Genomic DNA, 20,616 nt, shown 5'->3' with positions numbered 1-20,616 from the left:
TTATTGTTTGAATTTATGAAATCGCAGATTGAACATAAATCCTCTATACAGCTGAGCGGATAATCTAATTCAGCGGGTAATCACTCTGAGTATTTAGGTGATAATTGGTAAACGACGCATAAAACGAAAAAAAGACGCAATAATGGCCGAAAACAACGCATAAAATAAAAAAATGACGCAATAACAGCTGAAAACGTCGCATAAAAATAAAAAACGAAGCAAAAAAGATGAATCTCCACACTTTCACATCTATTATTCTAAGAAAATATTAGTATTTACTACTAAAAACATAGATTCGCTAATAAAAGAGACAGCTTAAGGTGAAAATAGCACATTTTTTAGTCCTTTTTGCAGATGCATCTTCATTTTAAAGTGCAAAATAGTCTTTTTAAGATAAGCAAGTGAGCTTTTGATTATATTGCATAAAAACTTTATCTATCTAAATCGTTCGCGTTCAAAGACTGGGCAATATTTAAATAGTAGCCTCTAAATTGCAATGCCTATCTGACCTCATACGACCAACATCACAACGCATCTCAACACAATCCAAAATCCACATCTCCACATGCTCAAAATTGCTATCCACCAACTCTCTAAAGTATTATTTAAATAAGAGTATATACAAGGAGAGAAGAACATGACGACAATTTATGATTTCACCGTAAAAAGATCGAATGGATCTGTGACGTCTCTAGAGGGGTACCAAGGGAAAGTGATGCTTATCGTGAACACAGCCAGTAAGTGTGGCTTTACGCCTCAATTTGAGGAGCTGCAGGGCCTGTATGAAGAGTATAAGGAAGAAGGACTTGTTGTACTTGGATTTCCATGTGATCAGTTCATGAACCAGGAATTTGATGATCAGGATGAGATCATGGAGTTTTGTCAGGTGAATTACGGGGTGTCTTTTCCGATGTTTGCGAAAGTCGATGTGAAGGGGAAGGAAGCTCATCCTCTGTTCACGTTTTTAACGAAAGAGAAAAAGGGTGTCCTTCTTTCGAACATTAAGTGGAACTTCACTAAATTTTTAGTTGGGAAAAATGGAGAGGTGTACGATCGTTATTCTCCGCAAACTAATCCCCGCAAAATTGAGGACGATATTAAGAGGTTACTTCAAGCAGAATAGGGAAAGAGAAGAGGGAGTCCTTCAACCTTCCACCTTCCCCTACATTTTATCCTGAAGTAATTTTAGTAAAAGATACGGTGCTTTTTCTGTCGTGACATTGATGAACGTATGGATGATGGGATAGTCTTCATTGGTCCGGTTTTTTAACAGTTCCACCCACCATTCTGTTTCATATCGGGCAATCATGCTTAAATTGTATAATATGGCATAATGGATGAGTACTTCAGGTATAGTAGTGGCTTCATTCTGAATACCAGGCAGGGCTAATTTGTTTTTGTTCAAGTGCCATCTAACGGGAAGTTGCTCTTGAACAAGTAGTGATTGTAACGTATTGTCCGAAATCCAAGTAAAATTTCCTGTTACCTTTTCACTCAGATATTGTTTGAACAAACGTTCTGACATATGAAAATGGGAAAGTAGTGACTCATCAATGATCAGCTCATGTTGATGATTAAACCAGAACATGGTTTTCTTTTTGAGCAAAATATGAAATGCTCCTTCAAGCTCAGGGATTTGTACGAGTAAATCTTCCATCTTGTATTTTTCCCCCACGATATGTTTCACGTGAAACAAGAGGTTGGAAAAGTGTGAAAACAGACCATTTTTCTGTACCTTTACTTCATCCTGTAAAAAGCGATACTGCTGCTTTTTTCTTTTTCTAGAGGTAATCCCATGGGCAAGGACCGAGGTTGTTTCTGGATATAGGGGGTCCTCTGTTAAAACAATGGCTTTAATAAAATGAATAAATCCATAGAAAAGCAAAATGGGCTTGAGTGAAATAGGAGATTGCATGGCTTGTCTGTAGTAAAGTTCTCCTTGCTCCAAGTAGTACATGAATGGATAACAGTTATCATAGCTTTTCATTTCAGCTTGGGAAGACTCCAAATTTTCATAGCATTTTTTTAGAAACTTCTGGGAGTATTCTGCGGACTGAAAATAGTGGATGAAGTCCCATTGTTGATGTATTTCGTTCAAATGATCACCTTCTAATTATTCTGAAAAATTAAATTAATCCTATTCTTCTTGACAGTATTTTAACCAATTGATAACCTACTAATAATATTTTGGGACTAGGGAGGCCGAAAACATGTGGGATTCTAAATTTGCTAAAGAAGGTTTAACGTTTGATGATGTCTTATTATTACCAGCCAAATCAGAGGTATTACCAAAGGATGTAAACATCTCTGTTGAGTTAACAGATTCAATTAAATTGAATGTTCCTGTGATCAGTGCAGGAATGGATACTGTAACGGAAGCTGAAATGGCCATAGCAATGGCTCGACAAGGTGGATTGGGTATCATCCACAAGAATATGAGTATTGAACAGCAGGCTGAACAGGTCGATAAAGTAAAACGTTCCGAAAGTGGAGTTATCTCTGACCCATTCTTTTTAACTCCGGATCATCAAGTCTTTTCTGCAGAACACTTGATGGGCAAATATAGAATTTCCGGTGTTCCGATTGTGAACAACGAACAAGAGCAAAAGCTGGTAGGGATTTTAACAAATCGTGACCTTCGTTTCATCCAGGATTACTCCATTCAAATCTCGGATGTCATGACGAAGGAAAATCTCGTGACAGCTCCTGTTGGCACTACCCTAGAAGAAGCGGAAAAAATTCTTCAGCAGTACAAAATTGAGAAGCTTCCTCTGATTGATCAAGAAGGTACACTTAAGGGATTAATTACGATTAAAGATATTGAAAAAGTCATTGAGTTCCCTAACTCAGCCAAAGATGATCAAGGGCGCTTATTAGTTGGAGCAGCTGTCGGTATCTCGAAAGATACGTTGACTCGTGTTGAACATTTAGTGAAATCACATGTAGATGTGATTGTAATCGATACGGCTCACGGCCATTCAGCTGGAGTTCTTTCTATTGTTCGTGAAATCCGTGGAGCTTATCCAACGTTAAATATCGTAGCAGGAAATGTGGCAACGGCAGGAGCGACAAGGGAATTAATTGAAGCGGGTGCTGATGTTGTCAAGGTGGGGATTGGACCTGGTTCAATCTGTACGACTCGTGTTGTTGCAGGTGTCGGTGTTCCACAAATTACCGCTGTATATGATTGTGCGACGGAAGCAAGAAAGCATGGAAAGAGTATCATCGCTGATGGAGGCATCAAGTATTCAGGTGATATCGTAAAAGCCTTAGCAGCTGGTGGACATGCTGTTATGTTAGGAAGCTTACTTGCAGGTACATCTGAAAGCCCTGGAGAAACGGAAATCTTCCAGGGACGCCGTTTCAAAGTATATAGAGGAATGGGATCCGTCAGTTCCATGGAAAAAGGATCGAAAGACCGCTATTTCCAAGAAGAAGCGAAAAAGTTCGTTCCAGAAGGCATTGAAGGACGCATTCCTTACAAAGGACCTTTAGCTGATACACTGTATCAATTAATCGGAGGCTTACGTTCAGGCATGGGATACTGTGGAACGAAGGATTTATACGAGTTGAGAGAGCAGGCACAGTTTATTAAAATGACGGGTGCCGGACTTCGTGAAAGTCATCCTCATGATGTGCAAATTACGAAAGAAGCACCAAATTATTCATTATAAGAAAATAATTCCAAATGCTGATCGGATACTCCTGATCAGCATTTTTTTATTTAGATTAAAAGGATATTTACCGCCTTTTATCAGAGGTCGCAAGTCCCTTGACCCATGCCAAAACTAGTCATATTCTCTGTCTATTCTTACCTTTCGAACTATGATAAAATAACGAAGGTGTACATAAAATCTTGGAGGGCTAAAAGTGAAAAGAAGTTGGATTCAAAAATCTTTTGTTTGTATGATGGTTTTTATGATGGCAATGGGTATTGTAGAGAGACCTGCAAATGCTCAAGGAGACTTGGACGTTAACGCAAAAGCTGCGATTCTAGTAGAAGCAAGCACGGGTAAAATTCTTTATGAAAAGAACTCAGAAAATGCTCAAGGCATTGCAAGTATGACGAAAATGATGACAGAGTACTTGTTACTGGAAGCAATTGAAGAAGGTAAAGTGAAATGGGACCAGAAGTATACGGTACCGACGAAAGTATCAAATATGTCCCATAATGATGGTTTAAGTAATGTTCCATTAAGAGAAGAAGGAACATACGTACTAAAAGATTTATATGAAGCAATGGCGATTGAATCTGCTAACGCAGCAACTATGGCAATAGCTGAAATTGTAGCTGGGTCAGAAGCAAACTTCGTGAAGAAAATGAACGCAAAGGCCAAAGAACTTGGATTAAAAAACTATAAATTTGTCAATTCTTCAGGTTTGAATAATCGGGACTTAGCTCCTTATGTTGATCAGGTAGTGGGTGGCCCGGAAGAAGAAAACGTGATGTCAGCTAAAGATACCGCTATATTAGCTTATCGTATGTTGAAAGACTTTCCTGAAGTATTAGAAACTTCCAGCATTCCCAAAAAGGTGTTTGCAGAAGGTACTGAAGACGAAGTACAAATGGAAAACTGGAACTATATGCTGCCGAGTCTCATTCGTGAATATGAGGGTATGGACGGACTTAAAACAGGCACAACTGATTTTGCAGGAGCATGTTTCACAGGTACTGCCGAAAGAGATGGCATGAGATACATCACAGTAGTGATGAATGTAGATGTCGCACCAGGTGAAAACTCCTACGATGCCCGCTTTAGTGAAACAAGAAAAATGATGGATTATGCATTCAACAATTATACAATAGAGGAAGTACTCCCTGCTGATTATCAAGTGAAAGGTCAAAAGACACTTCCAGTTGATAAAGGGAAGGAAAAAGAAATTCAAATCAAAACCGATGCCCCATTAAGCATGGTGATTAAAAACGGCGAAGAAGATCAATACAAACCGAAATTTGTGTTGGATAAGAAAAAGCTGAACGATGAGGACGAACTGACGGCTCCTGTTAAAAAAGGAGAAAAAGTTGGGTATGTCACGTTAGAATCAAAGGATAAAAAAGATTTAGGGTACCTTACAGAGAAAGGGACAAATGCATCGAAAGCATCTGTTGTAGCTGTAGATGGTGTTGAAAAAGCAAACTGGTTTGTCCTTTCAATGAGAGCTGTAGGTGGTTTCTTCGGGGACATCTGGAACTCGGTTACATCAACGGTTAAAGGCTGGTTCTAATAAGCCCTTAGGTAATATGATTAAATCAGCACCAAGACTTTTATTTTAGGACAAGTCTTGGTGTTTTTTTTAGGTAGAGTGATAAAGAGGTATCTTAGAAAGAAAGCTTGGAGAAATTCCCAAGAAATACATGTCGGGCCAGACAAAGCCACTTCCGCTTTTCGAGATGTCCAGCTCCAGCGGCTAGGCCCTCGAGGTCATAAGCTAAATCGACCAAAAAGGCAAAGGGCGCCTTTCCGGTCGATTCAGCTTATGCTTGTCGGGCCTGATCAAGCCGCTTCCGCTTTTTGAGATGTCCAGCTACAGGGCTTAGAGGCTCGAGGTCATAAGCCAAACATGCCAAAAAGGCAAAGAGCGCCTTTTGGGATTTTCCAAAAGTGCTTGTCGGAGCTAAACAGTCGGCTCCGTTTTTCGTCTCTTGACATAAGTCTTTTTTTATTGTTTATTTAGCAGTAGGGTTACATAATCATTCCGATTGTTTTAGTCACGTTTTCTTCCTTTTTTGGGTGGAAATGGGACAGGCATGGGATAAATATAAGGGGGATATAGATATGAATACTGGTACAGATCGTGTTAAAAGAGGTATGGCTGAAATGCAAAAAGGCGGCGTTATCATGGACGTTGTCAATGCAGAGCAGGCAAAAGTTGCTGAAGCTGCGGGTGCAGTGGCAGTAATGGCTTTAGAACGAGTTCCAGCAGACATCCGTGCTGCAGGTGGGGTAGCAAGAATGGCAGATCCCCGTATTATTGAAGAAGTAATGGGGGCTGTGTCGATTCCTGTAATGGCAAAAGCTCGTATCGGTCATATTGTAGAGGCAAGAGTCCTTGAATCAATGGGTGTTGATTACCTTGATGAGAGTGAAGTATTAACGCCTGCTGATGAAGAGTACCATTTAAATAAAAGAGATTTCACTGTACCATTCGTATGTGGTTGCCGTGATTTAGGTGAAGCTGCCCGCCGTATTGGTGAAGGTGCATCTATGTTACGTACAAAAGGTGAGCCGGGAACAGGTAACATCGTTGAAGCAGTTCGTCATATGCGTAAAGTAAATGCTCAGGTTCGCAAGCTTGTAAGCATGAACGAAGATGAAATCATGACAGAAGCTAAACTTTTGGGAGCTCCATATGAATTATTGTTAGAAATTAAAGAAAACGGGCGTTTACCTGTTGTAAACTTTGCTGCAGGCGGAATTGCAACACCAGCTGATGCGGCTCTTATGATGGAATTAGGGGCTGACGGAGTATTTGTAGGCTCTGGTATCTTCAAATCAGAAAACCCTGAGAAATTTGCAAGAGCGATCGTAGAAGCGACAACTCACTATCAAGATTACAAATTGATCGCAGAGCTATCAAAAGAGCTTGGTGTAGCAATGAAGGGAGTAGAAATTTCTTCTATTTTACCTGAAAACCGTATGCAAGATCGTGGATGGTAAGGTGTGATTCTATGTTGAACATCGGTGTATTAGGACTTCAAGGTGCCGTCAGAGAGCATGTACGTTCCATCGAAGCCTCTGGTGCCAAGGCCATCGTCATTAAGCGTGTGGAGCAACTGGAAGAGATTCAAGGGCTGATCATGCCAGGTGGGGAAAGTACCACCATGAGAAGGCTGATCAATCGATATGGCTTTATGGAGCCGTTAAGACAATTTGCGGCAGATGGGAAGCCGATCTTTGGAACATGTGCAGGATTGATTCTCTTAGCGAAGCACATTGTCGGATACGACGAACCTCATCTTGGTGTGATGGACGTAACAGTGGAACGTAATTCCTTTGGGCGTCAGAAAGAAAGTTTTGAAGCGGATCTTTCGATTGCTCATATTGGAGAAGGGTTCAATGCCGTCTTCATCCGTGCTCCCCATATCGTGGAAGCTGGAGAAGATGTTGAAATCCTGGCTAAGCATAATGAACGGATTGTTCTTGCACGCCACGGGCAATTCCTCGGTTGCTCTTTCCATCCTGAATTAACGGATGATCACCGCTTGACTTCTTTCTTCGTTGAGATGGTGAAAGAAAGCATGGAAAAAACAATCGCATAATTCTATTGCAAAATGGAAAACATTGTAGTAGATTATGAAATAACCAATAACTATTTAAATCGTTGATAGGAAATAGTAGTAAAGAAGGCTTGCTTAAGAGAGTCGATGGCTGGTGAGAATCGACGCAAGAGCTTTATGAATCCATCCTTGAGTGAAGTACTGAATGAAGTAGGTATTTTCGGTGATTCCGTTACCATCTCTTAAGAGGAAGATGCGCGAGTAGTGTCTTCAATTAGGGTGGCAACGCGGAAACCTCCGTCCCTTTTACCAGGGATGGGGGTTTTTTATTTTTTTATAAAAAAGGAGAGAATCTCATGTTAGACATTAAGTATTTACGTAATAATCTGGAAGATGTGAAGGCACGTCTTCAACACCGTGGTGAGAATCTGGAGGATTTCGGCAAATTCGAAGAGCTTGATAAGAGAAGAAGAGAACTTCTTGTGGAAAGTGAAGAATTAAAGGGCAAGCGTAATGAAGTATCCCAGCAGATTGCAGAGCTGAAGAAAGAGAAAAAGGATGCACAGAACCTGATCGTTGAGATGCGTGAAGTTGGGGCCATGGTGAAAAAACTGGATGATGAATTACGAGGAATTGAAGAGGAGTTAGAGCGCATCCTGCTTTCCATTCCTAACATTCCCCATGAAACTGTACCGGTTGGTGAAACTGAGGATGATAATGTAGAGGCCCGCAAATGGGGAGAGATCCGCGAGTTTGATTTCGAGGCACAACCTCACTGGGACATTGCAACGGGACTCGGGATCCTGGATTTCGAACGGGCAGGTAAAGTGACCGGTAGCCGTTTTGTTTTCTATAAAGGGTTAGGAGCAAGACTTGAAAGAGCCCTGATTAACTTCATGATGGATCTGCACATGGATGAGCATGGGTATACAGAAATGATCCCTCCATTCCTGGTGAATAGAGCGAGTATGACGGGAACAGGTCAACTTCCTAAGTTCGAGGAAGATGCGTTTAGAATCGAAAGCGAGGATTATTTCCTGGTTCCTACAGCAGAAGTGCCTGTAACCAATTATCACCGTGATGAAATCATGAAGGGTGAAGAGTTACCTGTGAGCTATGTGGCTTACAGTGCCAACTTCCGTTCTGAAGCTGGATCTGCTGGCCGTGATACACGGGGTTTGATCCGTCAGCATCAGTTCAACAAAGTAGAGCTTGTTCGCTTTGTGAAGCCTGAAGATTCTTATGATGAGCTTGAGAAGCTGACTGGCCATGCTGAGAAAGTTCTTCAGTTACTAGGCTTACCATACCGTGTGTTATCTATGTGTACAGCGGATTTAGGTTTCACCGCTGCCAAGAAATATGACATTGAAGTCTGGATCCCAAGCTACGGAACATACCGTGAGATTTCTTCTTGCAGTAACTTTGAAAGCTTCCAGGCAAGACGTGCGAACATTCGTTTCAGAAGAGAAGCTAAGGGAAAACCTGAGCATGTGCATACGCTAAATGGATCTGGTTTAGCAATCGGACGTACGGTTGCCGCCATCTTAGAAAACTACCAGCAAGAAGATGGATCTGTTATTGTTCCGGAAGCTCTTCGTCCGTATATGGGTGGAGCGGAAGTCATTAAATAATATCAGCAAACGATTCAATCGACATTGAAAAGGTGCCTCACGAATTCAGCGTGAAGCACCTTTTTATTTTTTTTAGAAATATGCTTGACTCCATTAGGACACCATGTTATTATAATTCTTGTCGATACGGAGGAATACCCAAGTCCGGCTGAAGGGATCGGTCTTGAAAACCGACAGGGGTGTAACAGCCCGCGGGGGTTCGAATCCCCCTTCCTCCTCCATTGATTTTTTTATAACCATAGCGCATAAACATTGGAGATAGAATTCGTTACATATTATATGTAACGAATTTTTTTTCTTTATACATAAGACCATTGACTCAGGGAGAATTTACTTAAGGTTTTCGATATCCTCCCTTAATTGAGGGTCAGAAGTATGTCCAAGTACGCCTATTTCTGTAATATGTCTCCGTGCTTCTTCGTCACCAAGCTTATAGATCATAAAGTAAATGGTTTTCATCGATTGATCATATCGATCGTCTTCTGGTGAATTGTGATATTGACGGAAAGGAATCTGAGCCCGCCTCATAGTCGACATGTCATCATCATAGTTATCATTGAACAACATTTTCAGTTCGTTTACTTCTGTTGGGGTAGCAAATATGCGGAAGCTTGGACTGGCATTTTGATTAGGGTCTTGCAGAATATCTCCACTGCTTATATCTATAAAATAGGTTCGTTTCGATTCCATGATTATTTCAACTCCTTATATTTCGGTTTGTATGTACATATACCTCTTTCGGGATGGAATTAAACGGATGGATTGGTTGTGTGAAGATCCAAAATGCAAAAAAGACTACTCAGCATTGGCGCTGAGTAGTCTTTTTAATAATATTTTATCCGGCTCCTAGTCCCTCTAGGTCAGCTTTTCAACATTCTCGTCTGTTCAATGAAATACCCGATTCTTTCAACGATTGGTTCGATTGAGTTTTGATCGTTCACCAGGTCGTATTCGCTGATGTCCAGTCTAAGTACGGGACAAGCGTTAAAAGAGTTGATCCAGTTTTCATAACGCTCGTGCATTTCTTCCCAGTAGGCAACAGGTGTCTGTTGTTCCATCGGGCGGCCGCGCTCACGGATACGATCAACGACATTATCAATGGATCCTTCAAGGTAAATCAGAAGATCGGGGTGTGGGAAGTATGGTGTCATGACCATAGCATCGAAAAGACTCGTATACGTTTCATAATCGATTTCGCTCATATTCCCTTTTTCATAATGCATGCGGGCGAAGATACCTGTATCTTCATAGATGGACCGATCTTGAATGAAGCCGCCGCCGTATTCAAAGATTTTCTTTTGTTCTTTGAAGCGTTCCGCTAAGAAGTATACTTGAAGGTGGAAGCTCCAGCTCTTAAAGTCCTGATAAAATTTATCGAGATACGGATTGGTATCAACTTTTTCAAATGACGTGCGGAAGCCCAATGCGTTGGCCAAGCCGTTTGTCATGGTAGATTTCCCGACACCGACTGTTCCGGCAATGGTGATCACGGCATTGTTCGGGATCCCGTATTTAGTGCGAAGATTCATGATAGTGAACTCCTTTTTTTAGTGTAGTCTCTAACTGTGTAAGAATGTGTTCCAGGTCCTCTTTATTTTGAACGAAGTCTACGTGGTCGCCATTGTAGCGAAGAACAGGGATGTCCGGGTGAGTTTTTTCAAATGTATTCATATATTCCTCATAGTCCAGTGATAGCTGCTTAAGGTAAAGAGGGCTGATTTTCTTTTCAAAGTCTCTTCCTCTTTTTTCAATACGCTTTAATAGCGTATCGAGGCTTGCGTTCAGGTAGATCACGACATTGGGCCTCGGCATATCCGACGTTAGAATGTCATAGATAGTAAGATACTTTTTGAACTGTTGTTCATCTTTCAATGTACGTTTAGCAAAGATGATATTTTTAAGAATATGATAATCTGCTACAACAGATTTGTTTTGAGATAGGTAGTGTTTTTCAATATCCTCTAGCTGTTTATAACGATTGCATAAGAAAAACATCTCTGTTTGAAAGCTCCACTCTTCAATGTCATCATAAAATTTGTCTAAGAACGGATTTTCATCTACGATTTCTTTGAGTAAGTGAAAATGGAAATGCTCTGAAATCGCTTTTGCCAGAGAGGTTTTTCCTATTCCAATCGGGCCTTCAACGGTAATGAAAGGAATGCGCCCCATTAATTGTCCTCCTCATATCACGGCAATCTTTTCTCTTATAAAAATGTAAAAATAAAAAAATACGACAGGAGTTATTGTAACACAATATATGGATGGATTGTTCAGGTTATTTCCCGGGTTCAGAAAATACTCTACGTTCACTATATCGACTGTCACCTGACAATTCTTTATGGAAACGCAAATAAAAAGCTGGTGGATAGGTGTTTATAGATTTACCTAACCATCAGCTTCTATTTATTATCTTTTTACGACATTGAAATTGTCAGAAAGTAACAACCAGTTTTGCGGGAAGGATAGACCCAGTTTCCAGTAGCTCATCCCCCTTAGTTTCAGCTCTTTCATGAGGTCGAATTTTGCCTGGATGCTCCGTGCATCTTCAAACCATACTTCATGGTCTTTTCCGGTGCTGGCATCTTGGTATTTAAAGAAAGGGGCCTGTGCTTCTTGATCATACAGAATCGGTGCGTTGTTATCCGCGGCTATCTTAATTGCCTGTTGAGGACTGATGGCTTTTGCTGTACTTCCTTGGACAAATGGGAGGGTCCAGTCATATCCATATAAATTTTGCCCCATGAGAATCTTGGATGGAGGCATTTCTGAAATGGCGTATTCAAGGACTTCACGAACAGGTCCGATAGGGGAAACGGCCATGGCGGGACCTCCACTATATCCCCATTCATAGGTCATGATCACGACAAAATCGACAATTTCACCGTGAGCTTTATAATCATGGGCTTCATACCATTTTCCTTTTTGATCAGCACTGGTCTTTGGAGCCAAAGCGGTTGAAAGCAACCACCCTTCTTGACTAAAACGCTGTTTTGCTTTTCGTAAAAATTGGTTGTATGCTTCTTTGTCCTGTGGACGTAAATATTCAAAGTCGAAATGAATGTCTCTGAACCCATATTTTTTCGCTGTTTGGACCACATTATTGAGGAATTTATCCTGGATTGCCTGGTCGGTCAGCAGGATTCGTCCAAGTTCATCGCTAAATGTTCCTTCCTCTTGATTGGTGATGGCCATCATCATTACATTTCTATTGTCTTTCCCTGTTTGAATCAGATTCCCGAGAGGTGGTTCTTGCAGGGTGCCATCACGTTTCGCTTGAAAGCTGAATGGAGCCAGATAGGTAAGATAAGGTGCTGCTTCCTTGGCACTATCTTCAAGGTTTTGGGACACTTCTTTTCCGTAAGGCTCTACATATCCGTTAAACTCCGCTTTTCCTTTAGGCTTCTGGGGAACGTATAAACGAGCTCCCACCTGTAAAGGTTGATTGGGAGATATTCCGTTCACTCTTGCCAATTCCTGATAGGGGACTCCTGTCTTCTGACTAATTGCCCAAAGGCTATCTCCAGGTTGAACAAAATAAAAGCTTCCTATAATAGGGATAACTAATGATTGGCCGACCACCAGGTTATCAGGATTTGGCAGTTCATTGGCATCTACTATATCCTTAACTGTTGATCCATACGCTTGGGCGATACCAAATAACGATTGGTTCGGTTGGACAACATGAATTTGCATACACAGACCCTCCTATATTTCATTCACTATAATCAACTTATGAAATAGGAGGGTTGGATATGTTTTGAAGAACAAATTTATACTATCTCACCAGTGGAATCTATCTTCGCTTTTAATACATTTTTCATCATCGTTAACGCATAGTGATTATCTTCGTCACTGACTGACGCAATGGCATCACGGGGCACAATAAGGTTAAACTCTCTCATATAGGCATCGTTTGCTGTAAAGAGTACACAGATGTTTCCTGCGATACCCGTGATGATAAGATTTTTTACAGACAGATGATGCAATAGTGTATTCAACGCAGTACCATAAAAAGCGGAATGTTTTGGTTTAATGAGAAAAAAATCCTTATCCGTCGGTTGGAGTGGAGTCATGATGCAATCGCTGACTTCATTATGGCATTTCTTATAAATCTCTTTGAAATCTGCTTTCCAAAGCTCATAATGGTCGTTAATATAAATGACAGGATGCTGATGTTTGGTACAATAGTGACGTAATGTGTTTATAGGTTCAACAATGTTGCGGGTATGGCGAGCCAGTGTGTTTCCATGCTCAAAGTCGAACGGATTCATGATGTCGATAACAAGAAGAGCTGTTTCGTTAGGTATCATATTGTATGCCCCTTTCTTTTATAGTTTGGTGTGAATGGGGATATTTTATAAAAGATCGAGAAATAAATTGGTAGGAGTACATAATGGGTATAAGAGAAGAACGATTTATGTTGGAAGCATTAAAGGAAGCGGAAAAAGCAGAAGCGATTCAAGAAGTTCCGATTGGAGCTGTCATTGTCATGGATGATGAAATCATTGCCCGCGCTCATAATCTGAGAGAAACAAGTCAAAATGCCATCACCCATGCCGAGACATTAGCCATTCAAGAGGCATGTGAGAAGCTTGGCACATGGCGACTTGAAGGGGCGGAGCTTTATGTTACCCTTGAACCGTGTCCGATGTGCAGTGGAGCCATCATCTTATCTAGGATTGAGAAAGTCATTTATGGGGCAAAAGATCCTAAAGCGGGTTGTGCGGGAACGTTAATGAATCTACTGGAAGATGATCGATTTAATCACCAATGTGAAGTAGTACCTGGAGTACTTTCAGAAGAGTGTGGTGGAATCCTTTCCCGTTTTTTTAAAGACTTGCGAGAGCGGAAGAAGCTCGAGAAGAAGAATAGGACTTCCGGCCTGTAAATAACTTACAGTATTCCATCATTGCTTTTTACCGTAAATCCTAGTATACTTAATCTTGCGTCGTACTAATGGCGCAACTAAATATGGTATCAATTTTGCCGTGCTAGGTGGGGAGGTAGCGGTGCCCTGTACTCGCAATCCGCTCTAGCGAGACCGAATTCCTTTCCGAGGCTGGCACTCTGTAGGGCTGCCTCAAGTAAGTGGTGTTGACGCCTGGGTCCTGCGCAATGGGAATCCATGAACCATGTCAGGTCCGGAAGGAAGCAGCATTAAGTGGAAGCTCCCATGTGCCGCAGGGTTGCCTGGGCCGAGCTAACTGCTTGAGTAACGCCTATGGATGCTTGTCGACGAAAGGTGCACGGCAGTTTAATTTATATACAACAACTCATCCTTCATTGGGTGAGTTTTTTGTTTGTAAAAGGATTTATCGACAAGAGAGTTTCATCCTAAATTGATCTCCGGTTTTCTTTGTAAAAGGGATTTAGATTACGTTATAATAGATACTATAGTACATAAATAAGAGGGGGGAGTATTTTGGCATATCAAGCTTTATATCGTGTGTGGCGTCCTCAGTCATTTATTGATGTAGTTGGACAGCAGCATGTAACGAAAACGTTGCAAAATGCCCTCCTTCATCAGAAGATTTCACATGCCTATTTATTCTCGGGACCAAGGGGAACAGGGAAAACGAGTGCAGCGAAGATCTTGGCGAAAGCAGTTAACTGTGAGCGGTCTCCTGTAGCGGAGCCCTGTAATGAGTGTGATGCATGCAAAGGGATTACTGATGGTTCGATTCCAGATGTCATCGAAATCGATGCTGCTTCCAATAACGGAGTGGAAGAGATCCGGGACATCCGGGATAAAGTCAAATATTCTCCAAACGTAGTCGAGTATAAAGTCTACATCATAGATGAAGTTCATATGCTGTCTATCGGAGCATTTAATGCGTTACTGAAAACTTTAGAGGAACCACCTAAGCACGTCATCTTTATTCTTGCGACTACAGAGCCTCACAAGATTCCTCTTACGATCATCTCACGCTGTCAGCGCTTTGACTTCAAACGGATTACAGCCAGGGATATTGTGGGGCGAATGAGTCATATTGCCACAGAATCAGGTGTGAACTTTGAAGAAAATGCCCTTACGATTATTGCACGGGCAGCTGAAGGTGGGATGCGAGATGCCCTTAGTCTTCTCGATCAGGCCATCTCCTTTAGTCAGGACCGGGTAACCGTAGACGATGCCTTGACTGTAACAGGCGCTGTTTCTCAAGGCTATTTAAATACATTGGCGAAAGCAATTTTGGAAAGAGATGTCACAAGTGGATTATGCGCACTGGAAGAATTGCTTTTTCAAGGGAAGGACCCGGCAAGGTTCGCAGAGGACTTTATTCTTTATTTCCGGGATATGCTGTTATACCAGACGGCTCCAAATCTTGAAGAATCACTGGAACGAGTCATGCTCGACGATGATTTTAAAGAATTAGCCGGTCAAACTCAGCCTCAGCAGATTTACCAATATATCGATGTCTTGAATCAGGCCGGTCAGGAAATGAAGTTCACGAATCATGCCCGCATCTACCTGGAGGTTTCCATTGTGAAGCTTTGTCAAATGGAAGCGCACGCATCTGCTTCTTCTCCGGAAGTGAGCGAGATGATGAAAAAGATCAAACTTCTTGAAAAAGAGGTCGAACAACTGAAGGCGAATGGAGTCAAGGTTCAAGCAGAGCCGGCTTCACAACCAGCGAAAAAACCGATCAGGGCAAAGAAGGGCTTCCGGGCTCCTACCGGGAAGATTCAGGAAGTACTCCGAACGGCCACGAAAGAAGATCTTAATCTGATCAAGAGCCGCTGGGGAGATATGGTCGAAACATTAAACCAGCGTCAAATGCGTTCACAATCAGCATTGTTAAATGATGCTGAACCTGTAGCAGCTACAAACGGCTCATTTGTGTTAAAATTTAAATACGATATTCATTGTCAGATGGCAATGGAGAATCAAGCTTTCATTTCAGCGATTGCTTCCATACTGGAAGAGCTTACGGGAAACAGCTATGCAGCGATTGGAATTCCTGAAGATCAGTGGATGTCCATAAGAGAAGATTTTATCCGAAACTCTAAAACAGAAGATGGTGAATCAACTGGCGAGGATCAAGGTGAAGACTCCTTATTGAAGGAAGCTGAAAAGCTTGTCGGTATGGATTTAATAGAACTAAACGATTAATATTTTCAAAAAATAAACTGGAGGTAATGATTATGATGCGTGGAAATGGTAATATGCAAAATATGATGAAGCAAATGCAAAAGATGCAAAAGAAAATGGCGGAAGCTCAAGAAGAACTAGGTGAAAAGCAAATCGAAGGAACGGCAGGCGGCGGAATGGTGACCGTTATCGTTTCCGGTCACAAACAAGTTATTGATGTAAAGATCAACGAAGAAGCTGTTGATCCGGATGACGTAGAAATGCTACAAGATTTAGTCCTTGCAGCTACAAACGATGCACTGAAGAAAGCGGACGAATTAACGAACTCAACTATGGGTCAATTCACTAAAGGAATGAACCTACCGGGAATGTTCTAGGAGGCAATACGATGCATTATCCTGAGCCTATATCAAAGCTGATCGACAGCTTTATGAAATTGCCGGGAATCGGGCCGAAAACTGCGGCCCGACTGGCTTTTTTTGTTCTTAGCATGAAAGAAGATACTGTATTGGATTTTGCGAAAGCATTGGTCAATGCGAAACGTAATCTAAGTTACTGTTCTGTTTGCGGCCATATTACAGATCAGGATCCATGCTATATCTGTGAGGATCAAAGACGGGATCGCAGCATCATCTGTGTGGTTCAAGACCCTAAGGATGTCATTGCGATGGAGAAGATGAAAGAGTATAACGGACAATATCATGTGCTCCACGGAGCCATCTCCCCTATGGACGGGATTGGACCCGAGGACATTAATGTTCCGGATCTGATAAAGCGTCTTCACGGTGACGAGGTCCAGGAAGTCATCCTCGCTACCAACCCGAACATAGAAGGGGAAGCGACAGCGATGTACATTTCACGGCTAGTCAAACCATCCGGCATCCGAATCACAAGGATTGCCCATGGACTTCCTGTCGGTGGAGATCTTGAGTATGCAGATGAAGTAACGTTATCGAAAGCTCTAGAGGGAAGAAGAGACGTTTAACGAAGGAGAGGATACCTATGTTTTTCCGGAAAAAAGGAAAGCTGAAAAAAGAGTATGACCAATCCTTACTTCACGTGTTAGACGAAACCAAGGATCATTGGAATCAGCAACGTTCCATCGATGAGATGAGTGTGGATTACAATCTGAACATCCACTGTCACTCGAAAATAGCAGAAGCTAAATATTTTTTTCTCTTTAGAGAAGCAAAACATAGAAAGATCGTCATAAAAAGGTAGACAACCCTCATATCCTTTCAATAAGAGACTATTTATGTTCTATGTTGAGAGGAGAGAAGGGTATGAGCCCAGTTATCGTCATTGCGGTGATCAGCGGACTGATTGTACTTTTATTAGCCACCGGCACACCAATCAAGCCACTTCGGTTTGTGGGACAGGTTGCCATGAAGGTCATGATCGGAGCACTCTTTTTATTTTTCCTGAACGCCTTTGGCAGTCAGTACGGAATCCACGTTCCTATTAATCTGGCAACCTCATCTATTTCTGGAATATTAGGTATTCCGGGAGTGGTGGGATTGACCGTCATCCAGATGTGGATCCTATAACAATCAATACTATAGCAAGAAGAAAGGCAGTCGAAGCATCAAGTGGGATTTTTTTCTTACTTGGATCTTGGCTGCTTTTTTATATAGAATACAAAAGAGGTGGGAGAACATGAAAATTGTCATTGCACCCGATTCCTTTAAAGGTTCCATGACAAGTATAGCAGCGGCTGAAGCAATTCGAAAAGGGATCCATCAGATTAATCCTTTGTGTGAAACAGTCATCATCCCAGTGGCTGATGGTGGGGAAGGCACGGTCGATGCCATGGTGAGCATCTTGAATGGGGAAACACGATCGACTCAAGTGAGAGATCCCCTGAGTCGTGAAGTTTCAGTATCTTTTGGCTGGGTACCGGAAACAAGGACAGCCGTTATTGAAACGGCAGCTGCTTCCGGGCTTACTTTGTTAAAAGAAAGTGAGTTGAACCCGGGAGTAGCCTCTACATTCGGGACCGGTGAGCTTGTAAAATCCGCTTTAGACCTTGGAGCAGAGCACATTATCCTTGGGTTAGGAGGTAGTGCAACCGTTGATGGAGGAGCAGGTTTTCTTCAGGCGTTAGGCATCCGTTTCTTCAATAAACAGGGCGAGGTGCTTGAAGCGGGAGGAAACATGCTTGGAAAAATCCAATCCATTGATTCTACTCAGTTTGATCAACGGCTTAAGCAAGTTAAGTGGACAGTCGCTTCAGACGTAACGAACCCTCTGTTAGGGAATGAAGGAGCTGTGACCGTATTTGGACCTCAAAAAGGTGTCATTCAAGAGAAGCTTGCGGCCTTTGAAGGAGGGATGAGGCACTTTGCTGAAAAGGTAGTTGAACATACGGGACTGGATTGCAGGCTTGATCAAGGAAGTGGAGCTGCCGGCGGGCTGGGCTTTTCCCTTCTTTCCTTTTTTCAACCAGTATTTGAGAGTGGTTTTAGTATAATCGCAACAGAGAGCAGCCTGGAGGATCACTTAAAAGACGCGGCACTCGTTTTGACTGGAGAAGGGAAGGTCGATGCTCAATCCCTTTATGGAAAGGTACCTGTAGGCATCGGGAGAATAGCTGCAAAGTATGGGGTTCCAGTGGCGGTGTTTGCAGGGAAAATAGAAGGTGACTTGGAACTTCTCTATGCTGAAGGTATACAGTTACTTCTTCCGATTGTTAATGAACCTATGACATTAACGGAGGCCATGGAAAACGGAAGTGCTTTGTTGGAAGAAGCGGCTACAAGGTTGATGAGGACATATGAGTTATTTGGCGAGACGGGAAACAAACCAGTTTAATTTTGTATATTTGTAGTGACCTTCCTTCCGGGATGAAGGAAGGTCACTTGCAGATCTTCTACTATTCACTTAAAAACGTTTTTGGCATCACCACCGCTATTACTTCACCCCGTGCACACAGATTTCCTTCTGCAAACACTTCTGTTTCCACTCTGAATTTCTTAGGATGAACTTCATGAACTGTGCCCACCGCTTTTAACGGAACGTGGTGAGGCGTGGGTTTCATAAAATCCACTTGTAAGGAAGCGGTGACAAAACGTGGTGGCTCTTGACCACAACCAATTACTCCCCCGTTCTTTCTATGAAGAGCAATCGCAGCTGAACCAGTGCCGTGGCAATCGATTAAGGAAGCAATCAACCCGCCATAGACGAAGCCTGGCAAAGCAGTGTGTTCCGGTTTAGGTGTGTAAATCGTGACCGTGTGACCATCTTCCACTCCGGTACGAAAATGATGCCCATCCTTATTGAGTCGGCCGCAGCCATAACACCACGCAAAATCATCTGGGTAATCATCCTGAATGGCGCGAGTGATTTCGTTCATTTTTATATTCTCCCTTCTTCACAAACTCTTTCTCTAGTACTCTTCTATTAACGTTCTGAAATTCCTTTATTGGTTTGATTTATGTACTATATTTTTACAAATATAAAGTTAAAAATACTTTGCATTACTAGTAAGAGTTGGTATAATATGGATAATTCCTCCCCTCCCTTCCTGTTTCATTTTCCAATTTGAAAAAAATCTAGAAAGCTGGTGGTTTTAATAGTGAAAAGTAGACTAATTCAAGACAGTCCTCAAATTAGAGTATGGTTACAGGAATTCAATCATCCGGACGATCACCTTGAAATGTTGGAAAAATTCGAGATTGGCAGAGAATTCAATCTGAGATCACGTGGTTTAATAGAGTACTACGGTATTGACCTCATAGATTATAAACGTGAACAAATGGCCAATAATAAACGTAATGAATTCCTCACCACATTTGCCCACTACATGACAGATCATTTAGAAGATGAGTGTCCCCGTTCGTGGAAAGAGTGTCCACCATCCTTTTGGGAAGAACTAATCTTTGCTTATCTCCCTCATACCATGAAAGTCGTCCCTAAGAAAAACTAGACAGAACAATTCCTCCTGCAGCTGAGAAAGTTTGTCCGGTGGCTCGACAAAAGAAACGATACAACGTTTCTGGAAGTAGTAGATCCATACATTTCCCAAGCTTCACCGACCTTAAAGAAATATGAAGCCCTATTCTCAGAGCTATTCTTAAAAAATTATCCCGGGTTACATCGCCCTGACTTGGATTATATGAATGAAATAGAGCGTTTGGATAAAAGGATGGAAGAGTTTAATGAAACCACTTATGGAGTATTCGAAGTGACCAAGATCATGAATGACGGCGTCGTACTCTTAGACTTACATTCGCATTACTCGTATTTCACAAAAAGCATCCCCCATGAAAAAGTAGATCTGGAGATGATTATCACAGGGTGCTTTGGAAAAAAAGAGCATGCATTCTTATGGGACCTAGCCTTCATTGACGGCATCTATCCTAAAAGAGCATTCAACTATATACAATTGTCGGAGTAACATATGTGAAGACAGTACCTGTTCCTAAGTATAGGAAAGGTACTGTTTCTTTCTATATATTGTAGTAATCACCTTTCAAAAAAAGAAAAATGGATGAAGCAGAAAATCCTTCAGAAATAAAATTGTAAAAGGTGAAAAATAGTATTGACTCTTTATAGTAGGAGATGCTATTATATTCCTTGTCGCCAAAACGACACGAAAAACAAATTTCAAAAAAAGCTTGACGCTTTATGACGGAAAATGTTATATTTAAGAGGTGCTCAAGAGAGCTCAACGTAAT

At 41.7% G+C, this 20,616-nt stretch carries 22 protein-coding genes, 1 tRNA gene, 1 other RNA gene and 1 other annotated feature; of the genes, 17 read left to right on the top strand and 7 right to left on the bottom strand.

Annotated elements, in window-relative coordinates:
• Positions 1-637: 637 nt before the first annotated feature.
• Positions 638-1,123 (top strand): glutathione peroxidase, encoded by a 486-nt coding sequence (locus AC6CIB_RS23390; protein WP_498284705.1) that lies wholly within the window; start codon positions 638-640, stop codon positions 1,121-1,123.
• A 39-nt stretch (positions 1,124-1,162) separates the two neighbouring features.
• Here the strand turns inward: AC6CIB_RS23390 and AC6CIB_RS23385 are convergent, their stop codons facing one another.
• Complete coding sequence (locus AC6CIB_RS23385) at positions 1,163-2,098, bottom strand: YaaC family protein (RefSeq protein WP_498284703.1); 936 nt, start codon at positions 2,096-2,098, stop codon at positions 1,163-1,165.
• Positions 2,099-2,210: 112 nt separating this feature from the next.
• Here AC6CIB_RS23385 and guaB point away from each other — a divergent pair, with 112 nt between their 5' ends.
• The 6 genes from guaB to AC6CIB_RS23355 all read left to right on the top strand — a co-directional run bounded on the left by guaB (position 2,211) and on the right by AC6CIB_RS23355 (position 9,071).
• Positions 2,211-3,674 carry an IMP dehydrogenase gene (gene guaB / locus AC6CIB_RS23380; RefSeq protein WP_498284701.1) on the top strand — a complete coding sequence of 488 codons (1,464 nt, stop codon included), beginning with the start codon at positions 2,211-2,213 and terminating at the stop codon, positions 3,672-3,674.
• A 232-nt stretch (positions 3,675-3,906) separates the two neighbouring features.
• Positions 3,907-5,226 (top strand): serine hydrolase, encoded by a 1,320-nt coding sequence (locus tag AC6CIB_RS23375; protein ID WP_498284707.1) that lies wholly within the window; start codon positions 3,907-3,909, stop codon positions 5,224-5,226.
• A 551-nt stretch (positions 5,227-5,777) separates the two neighbouring features.
• Positions 5,778-6,659 (top strand): pyridoxal 5'-phosphate synthase lyase subunit PdxS, encoded by an 882-nt coding sequence (gene pdxS, locus AC6CIB_RS23370; protein ID WP_149158246.1) that lies wholly within the window; start codon positions 5,778-5,780, stop codon positions 6,657-6,659.
• 11 nt (positions 6,660-6,670) lie between these two features.
• Positions 6,671-7,261 carry a pyridoxal 5'-phosphate synthase glutaminase subunit PdxT gene (pdxT, locus tag AC6CIB_RS23365; RefSeq protein ID WP_498284699.1) on the top strand — a complete coding sequence of 197 codons (591 nt, stop codon included), beginning with the start codon at positions 6,671-6,673 and terminating at the stop codon, positions 7,259-7,261.
• Positions 7,262-7,314: 53 nt separating this feature from the next.
• Positions 7,315-7,527: a binding site (T-box leader), on the top strand.
• Positions 7,528-7,575: 48 nt separating this feature from the next.
• Complete coding sequence (serS, locus tag AC6CIB_RS23360; protein ID WP_498284697.1) at positions 7,576-8,850, top strand: serine--tRNA ligase; 1,275 nt, start codon at positions 7,576-7,578, stop codon at positions 8,848-8,850.
• Between the two features lie 128 nt (positions 8,851-8,978).
• A tRNA-Ser gene (locus AC6CIB_RS23355) sits at positions 8,979-9,071 on the top strand.
• A gap of 109 nt (positions 9,072-9,180) precedes the next feature.
• Here AC6CIB_RS23355 and AC6CIB_RS23350 read toward each other — a convergent pair.
• The 5 genes from AC6CIB_RS23350 to AC6CIB_RS23330 form a co-directional block, all read right to left on the bottom strand.
• A complete protein-coding gene (locus AC6CIB_RS23350) occupies positions 9,181-9,540 on the bottom strand; it encodes a hydrolase (RefSeq protein WP_498284694.1) in 360 nt (119 codons plus the stop codon).
• A 170-nt stretch (positions 9,541-9,710) separates the two neighbouring features.
• Positions 9,711-10,379 carry a deoxynucleoside kinase gene (locus tag AC6CIB_RS23345; RefSeq protein WP_044340684.1) on the bottom strand — a complete coding sequence of 223 codons (669 nt, stop codon included), beginning with the start codon at positions 10,377-10,379 and terminating at the stop codon, positions 9,711-9,713.
• Positions 10,363-11,019 carry a deoxynucleoside kinase gene (locus AC6CIB_RS23340; protein WP_498284692.1) on the bottom strand — a complete coding sequence of 219 codons (657 nt, stop codon included), beginning with the start codon at positions 11,017-11,019 and terminating at the stop codon, positions 10,363-10,365. The genes AC6CIB_RS23345 and AC6CIB_RS23340 overlap by 17 nt, the downstream gene beginning before the upstream one ends.
• A gap of 237 nt (positions 11,020-11,256) precedes the next feature.
• Positions 11,257-12,543, bottom strand: a complete 1,287-nt coding sequence (locus AC6CIB_RS23335; protein WP_498284690.1) for a glycoside hydrolase family 18 protein — start codon at positions 12,541-12,543, stop codon at positions 11,257-11,259.
• Between the two features lie 77 nt (positions 12,544-12,620).
• Positions 12,621-13,160, bottom strand: coding sequence for a cysteine hydrolase family protein (locus tag AC6CIB_RS23330; protein ID WP_498284688.1), 540 nt, complete (start codon positions 13,158-13,160; stop codon positions 12,621-12,623).
• 83 nt (positions 13,161-13,243) lie between these two features.
• Between AC6CIB_RS23330 and tadA the strand changes: the two genes are divergently transcribed.
• The 8 genes from tadA to AC6CIB_RS23290 all read left to right on the top strand — a co-directional run bounded on the left by tadA (position 13,244) and on the right by AC6CIB_RS23290 (position 18,751).
• Complete coding sequence (gene tadA / locus AC6CIB_RS23325) at positions 13,244-13,738, top strand: tRNA adenosine(34) deaminase TadA (protein WP_498284686.1); 495 nt, start codon at positions 13,244-13,246, stop codon at positions 13,736-13,738.
• Positions 13,739-13,836: 98 nt separating this feature from the next.
• Positions 13,837-14,100: signal recognition particle sRNA large type (ffs, locus tag AC6CIB_RS23320), an RNA gene on the top strand.
• A 172-nt stretch (positions 14,101-14,272) separates the two neighbouring features.
• Positions 14,273-15,961, top strand: coding sequence for a DNA polymerase III subunit gamma/tau (gene dnaX / locus AC6CIB_RS23315; protein WP_498284684.1), 1,689 nt, complete (start codon positions 14,273-14,275; stop codon positions 15,959-15,961).
• A 32-nt stretch (positions 15,962-15,993) separates the two neighbouring features.
• Positions 15,994-16,317: a YbaB/EbfC family nucleoid-associated protein gene (locus AC6CIB_RS23310; protein ID WP_172655813.1), complete on the top strand. Its 324-nt coding sequence runs from the start codon at positions 15,994-15,996 to the stop codon at positions 16,315-16,317.
• Positions 16,318-16,328: 11 nt separating this feature from the next.
• Positions 16,329-16,925: a recombination mediator RecR gene (recR, locus tag AC6CIB_RS23305; protein ID WP_044340678.1), complete on the top strand. Its 597-nt coding sequence runs from the start codon at positions 16,329-16,331 to the stop codon at positions 16,923-16,925.
• A gap of 17 nt (positions 16,926-16,942) precedes the next feature.
• Complete coding sequence (locus tag AC6CIB_RS23300) at positions 16,943-17,161, top strand: YaaL family protein (protein ID WP_044340677.1); 219 nt, start codon at positions 16,943-16,945, stop codon at positions 17,159-17,161.
• Between the two features lie 62 nt (positions 17,162-17,223).
• Positions 17,224-17,487, top strand: a complete 264-nt coding sequence (locus AC6CIB_RS23295) for a pro-sigmaK processing inhibitor BofA family protein (protein WP_044340676.1) — start codon at positions 17,224-17,226, stop codon at positions 17,485-17,487.
• 109 nt (positions 17,488-17,596) lie between these two features.
• The gene (locus AC6CIB_RS23290; protein WP_498284682.1) at positions 17,597-18,751 is read left to right on the top strand and encodes a glycerate kinase; all 1,155 of its coding nucleotides are present in this window, start codon (positions 17,597-17,599) and stop codon (positions 18,749-18,751) included.
• A gap of 61 nt (positions 18,752-18,812) precedes the next feature.
• On the opposite strand, the gene AC6CIB_RS23285 is transcribed toward AC6CIB_RS23290, so the two are convergent.
• Positions 18,813-19,292 (bottom strand): PaaI family thioesterase, encoded by a 480-nt coding sequence (locus AC6CIB_RS23285; RefSeq protein WP_498284680.1) that lies wholly within the window; start codon positions 19,290-19,292, stop codon positions 18,813-18,815.
• Positions 19,293-19,514: 222 nt separating this feature from the next.
• On the opposite strand from AC6CIB_RS23285, the gene AC6CIB_RS23280 reads away from it, so the two are divergent.
• Together AC6CIB_RS23280 and AC6CIB_RS23275 are read left to right on the top strand one after the other, a co-directional pair.
• On the top strand, positions 19,515-19,865 hold the full coding sequence (locus AC6CIB_RS23280) for a hypothetical protein (RefSeq protein WP_498284678.1): 351 nt from the start codon (positions 19,515-19,517) through the stop codon (positions 19,863-19,865).
• Between the two features lie 258 nt (positions 19,866-20,123).
• Positions 20,124-20,336, top strand: a complete 213-nt coding sequence (locus tag AC6CIB_RS23275; protein WP_498284676.1) for a hypothetical protein — start codon at positions 20,124-20,126, stop codon at positions 20,334-20,336.
• The last annotated feature ends 280 nt before the right edge of the window (positions 20,337-20,616 follow it).

This window comes from Rossellomorea sp. GQ25 (assembly GCF_059758515.1).
This window is presented reverse-complemented; position numbering and strand designations above follow the sequence as displayed.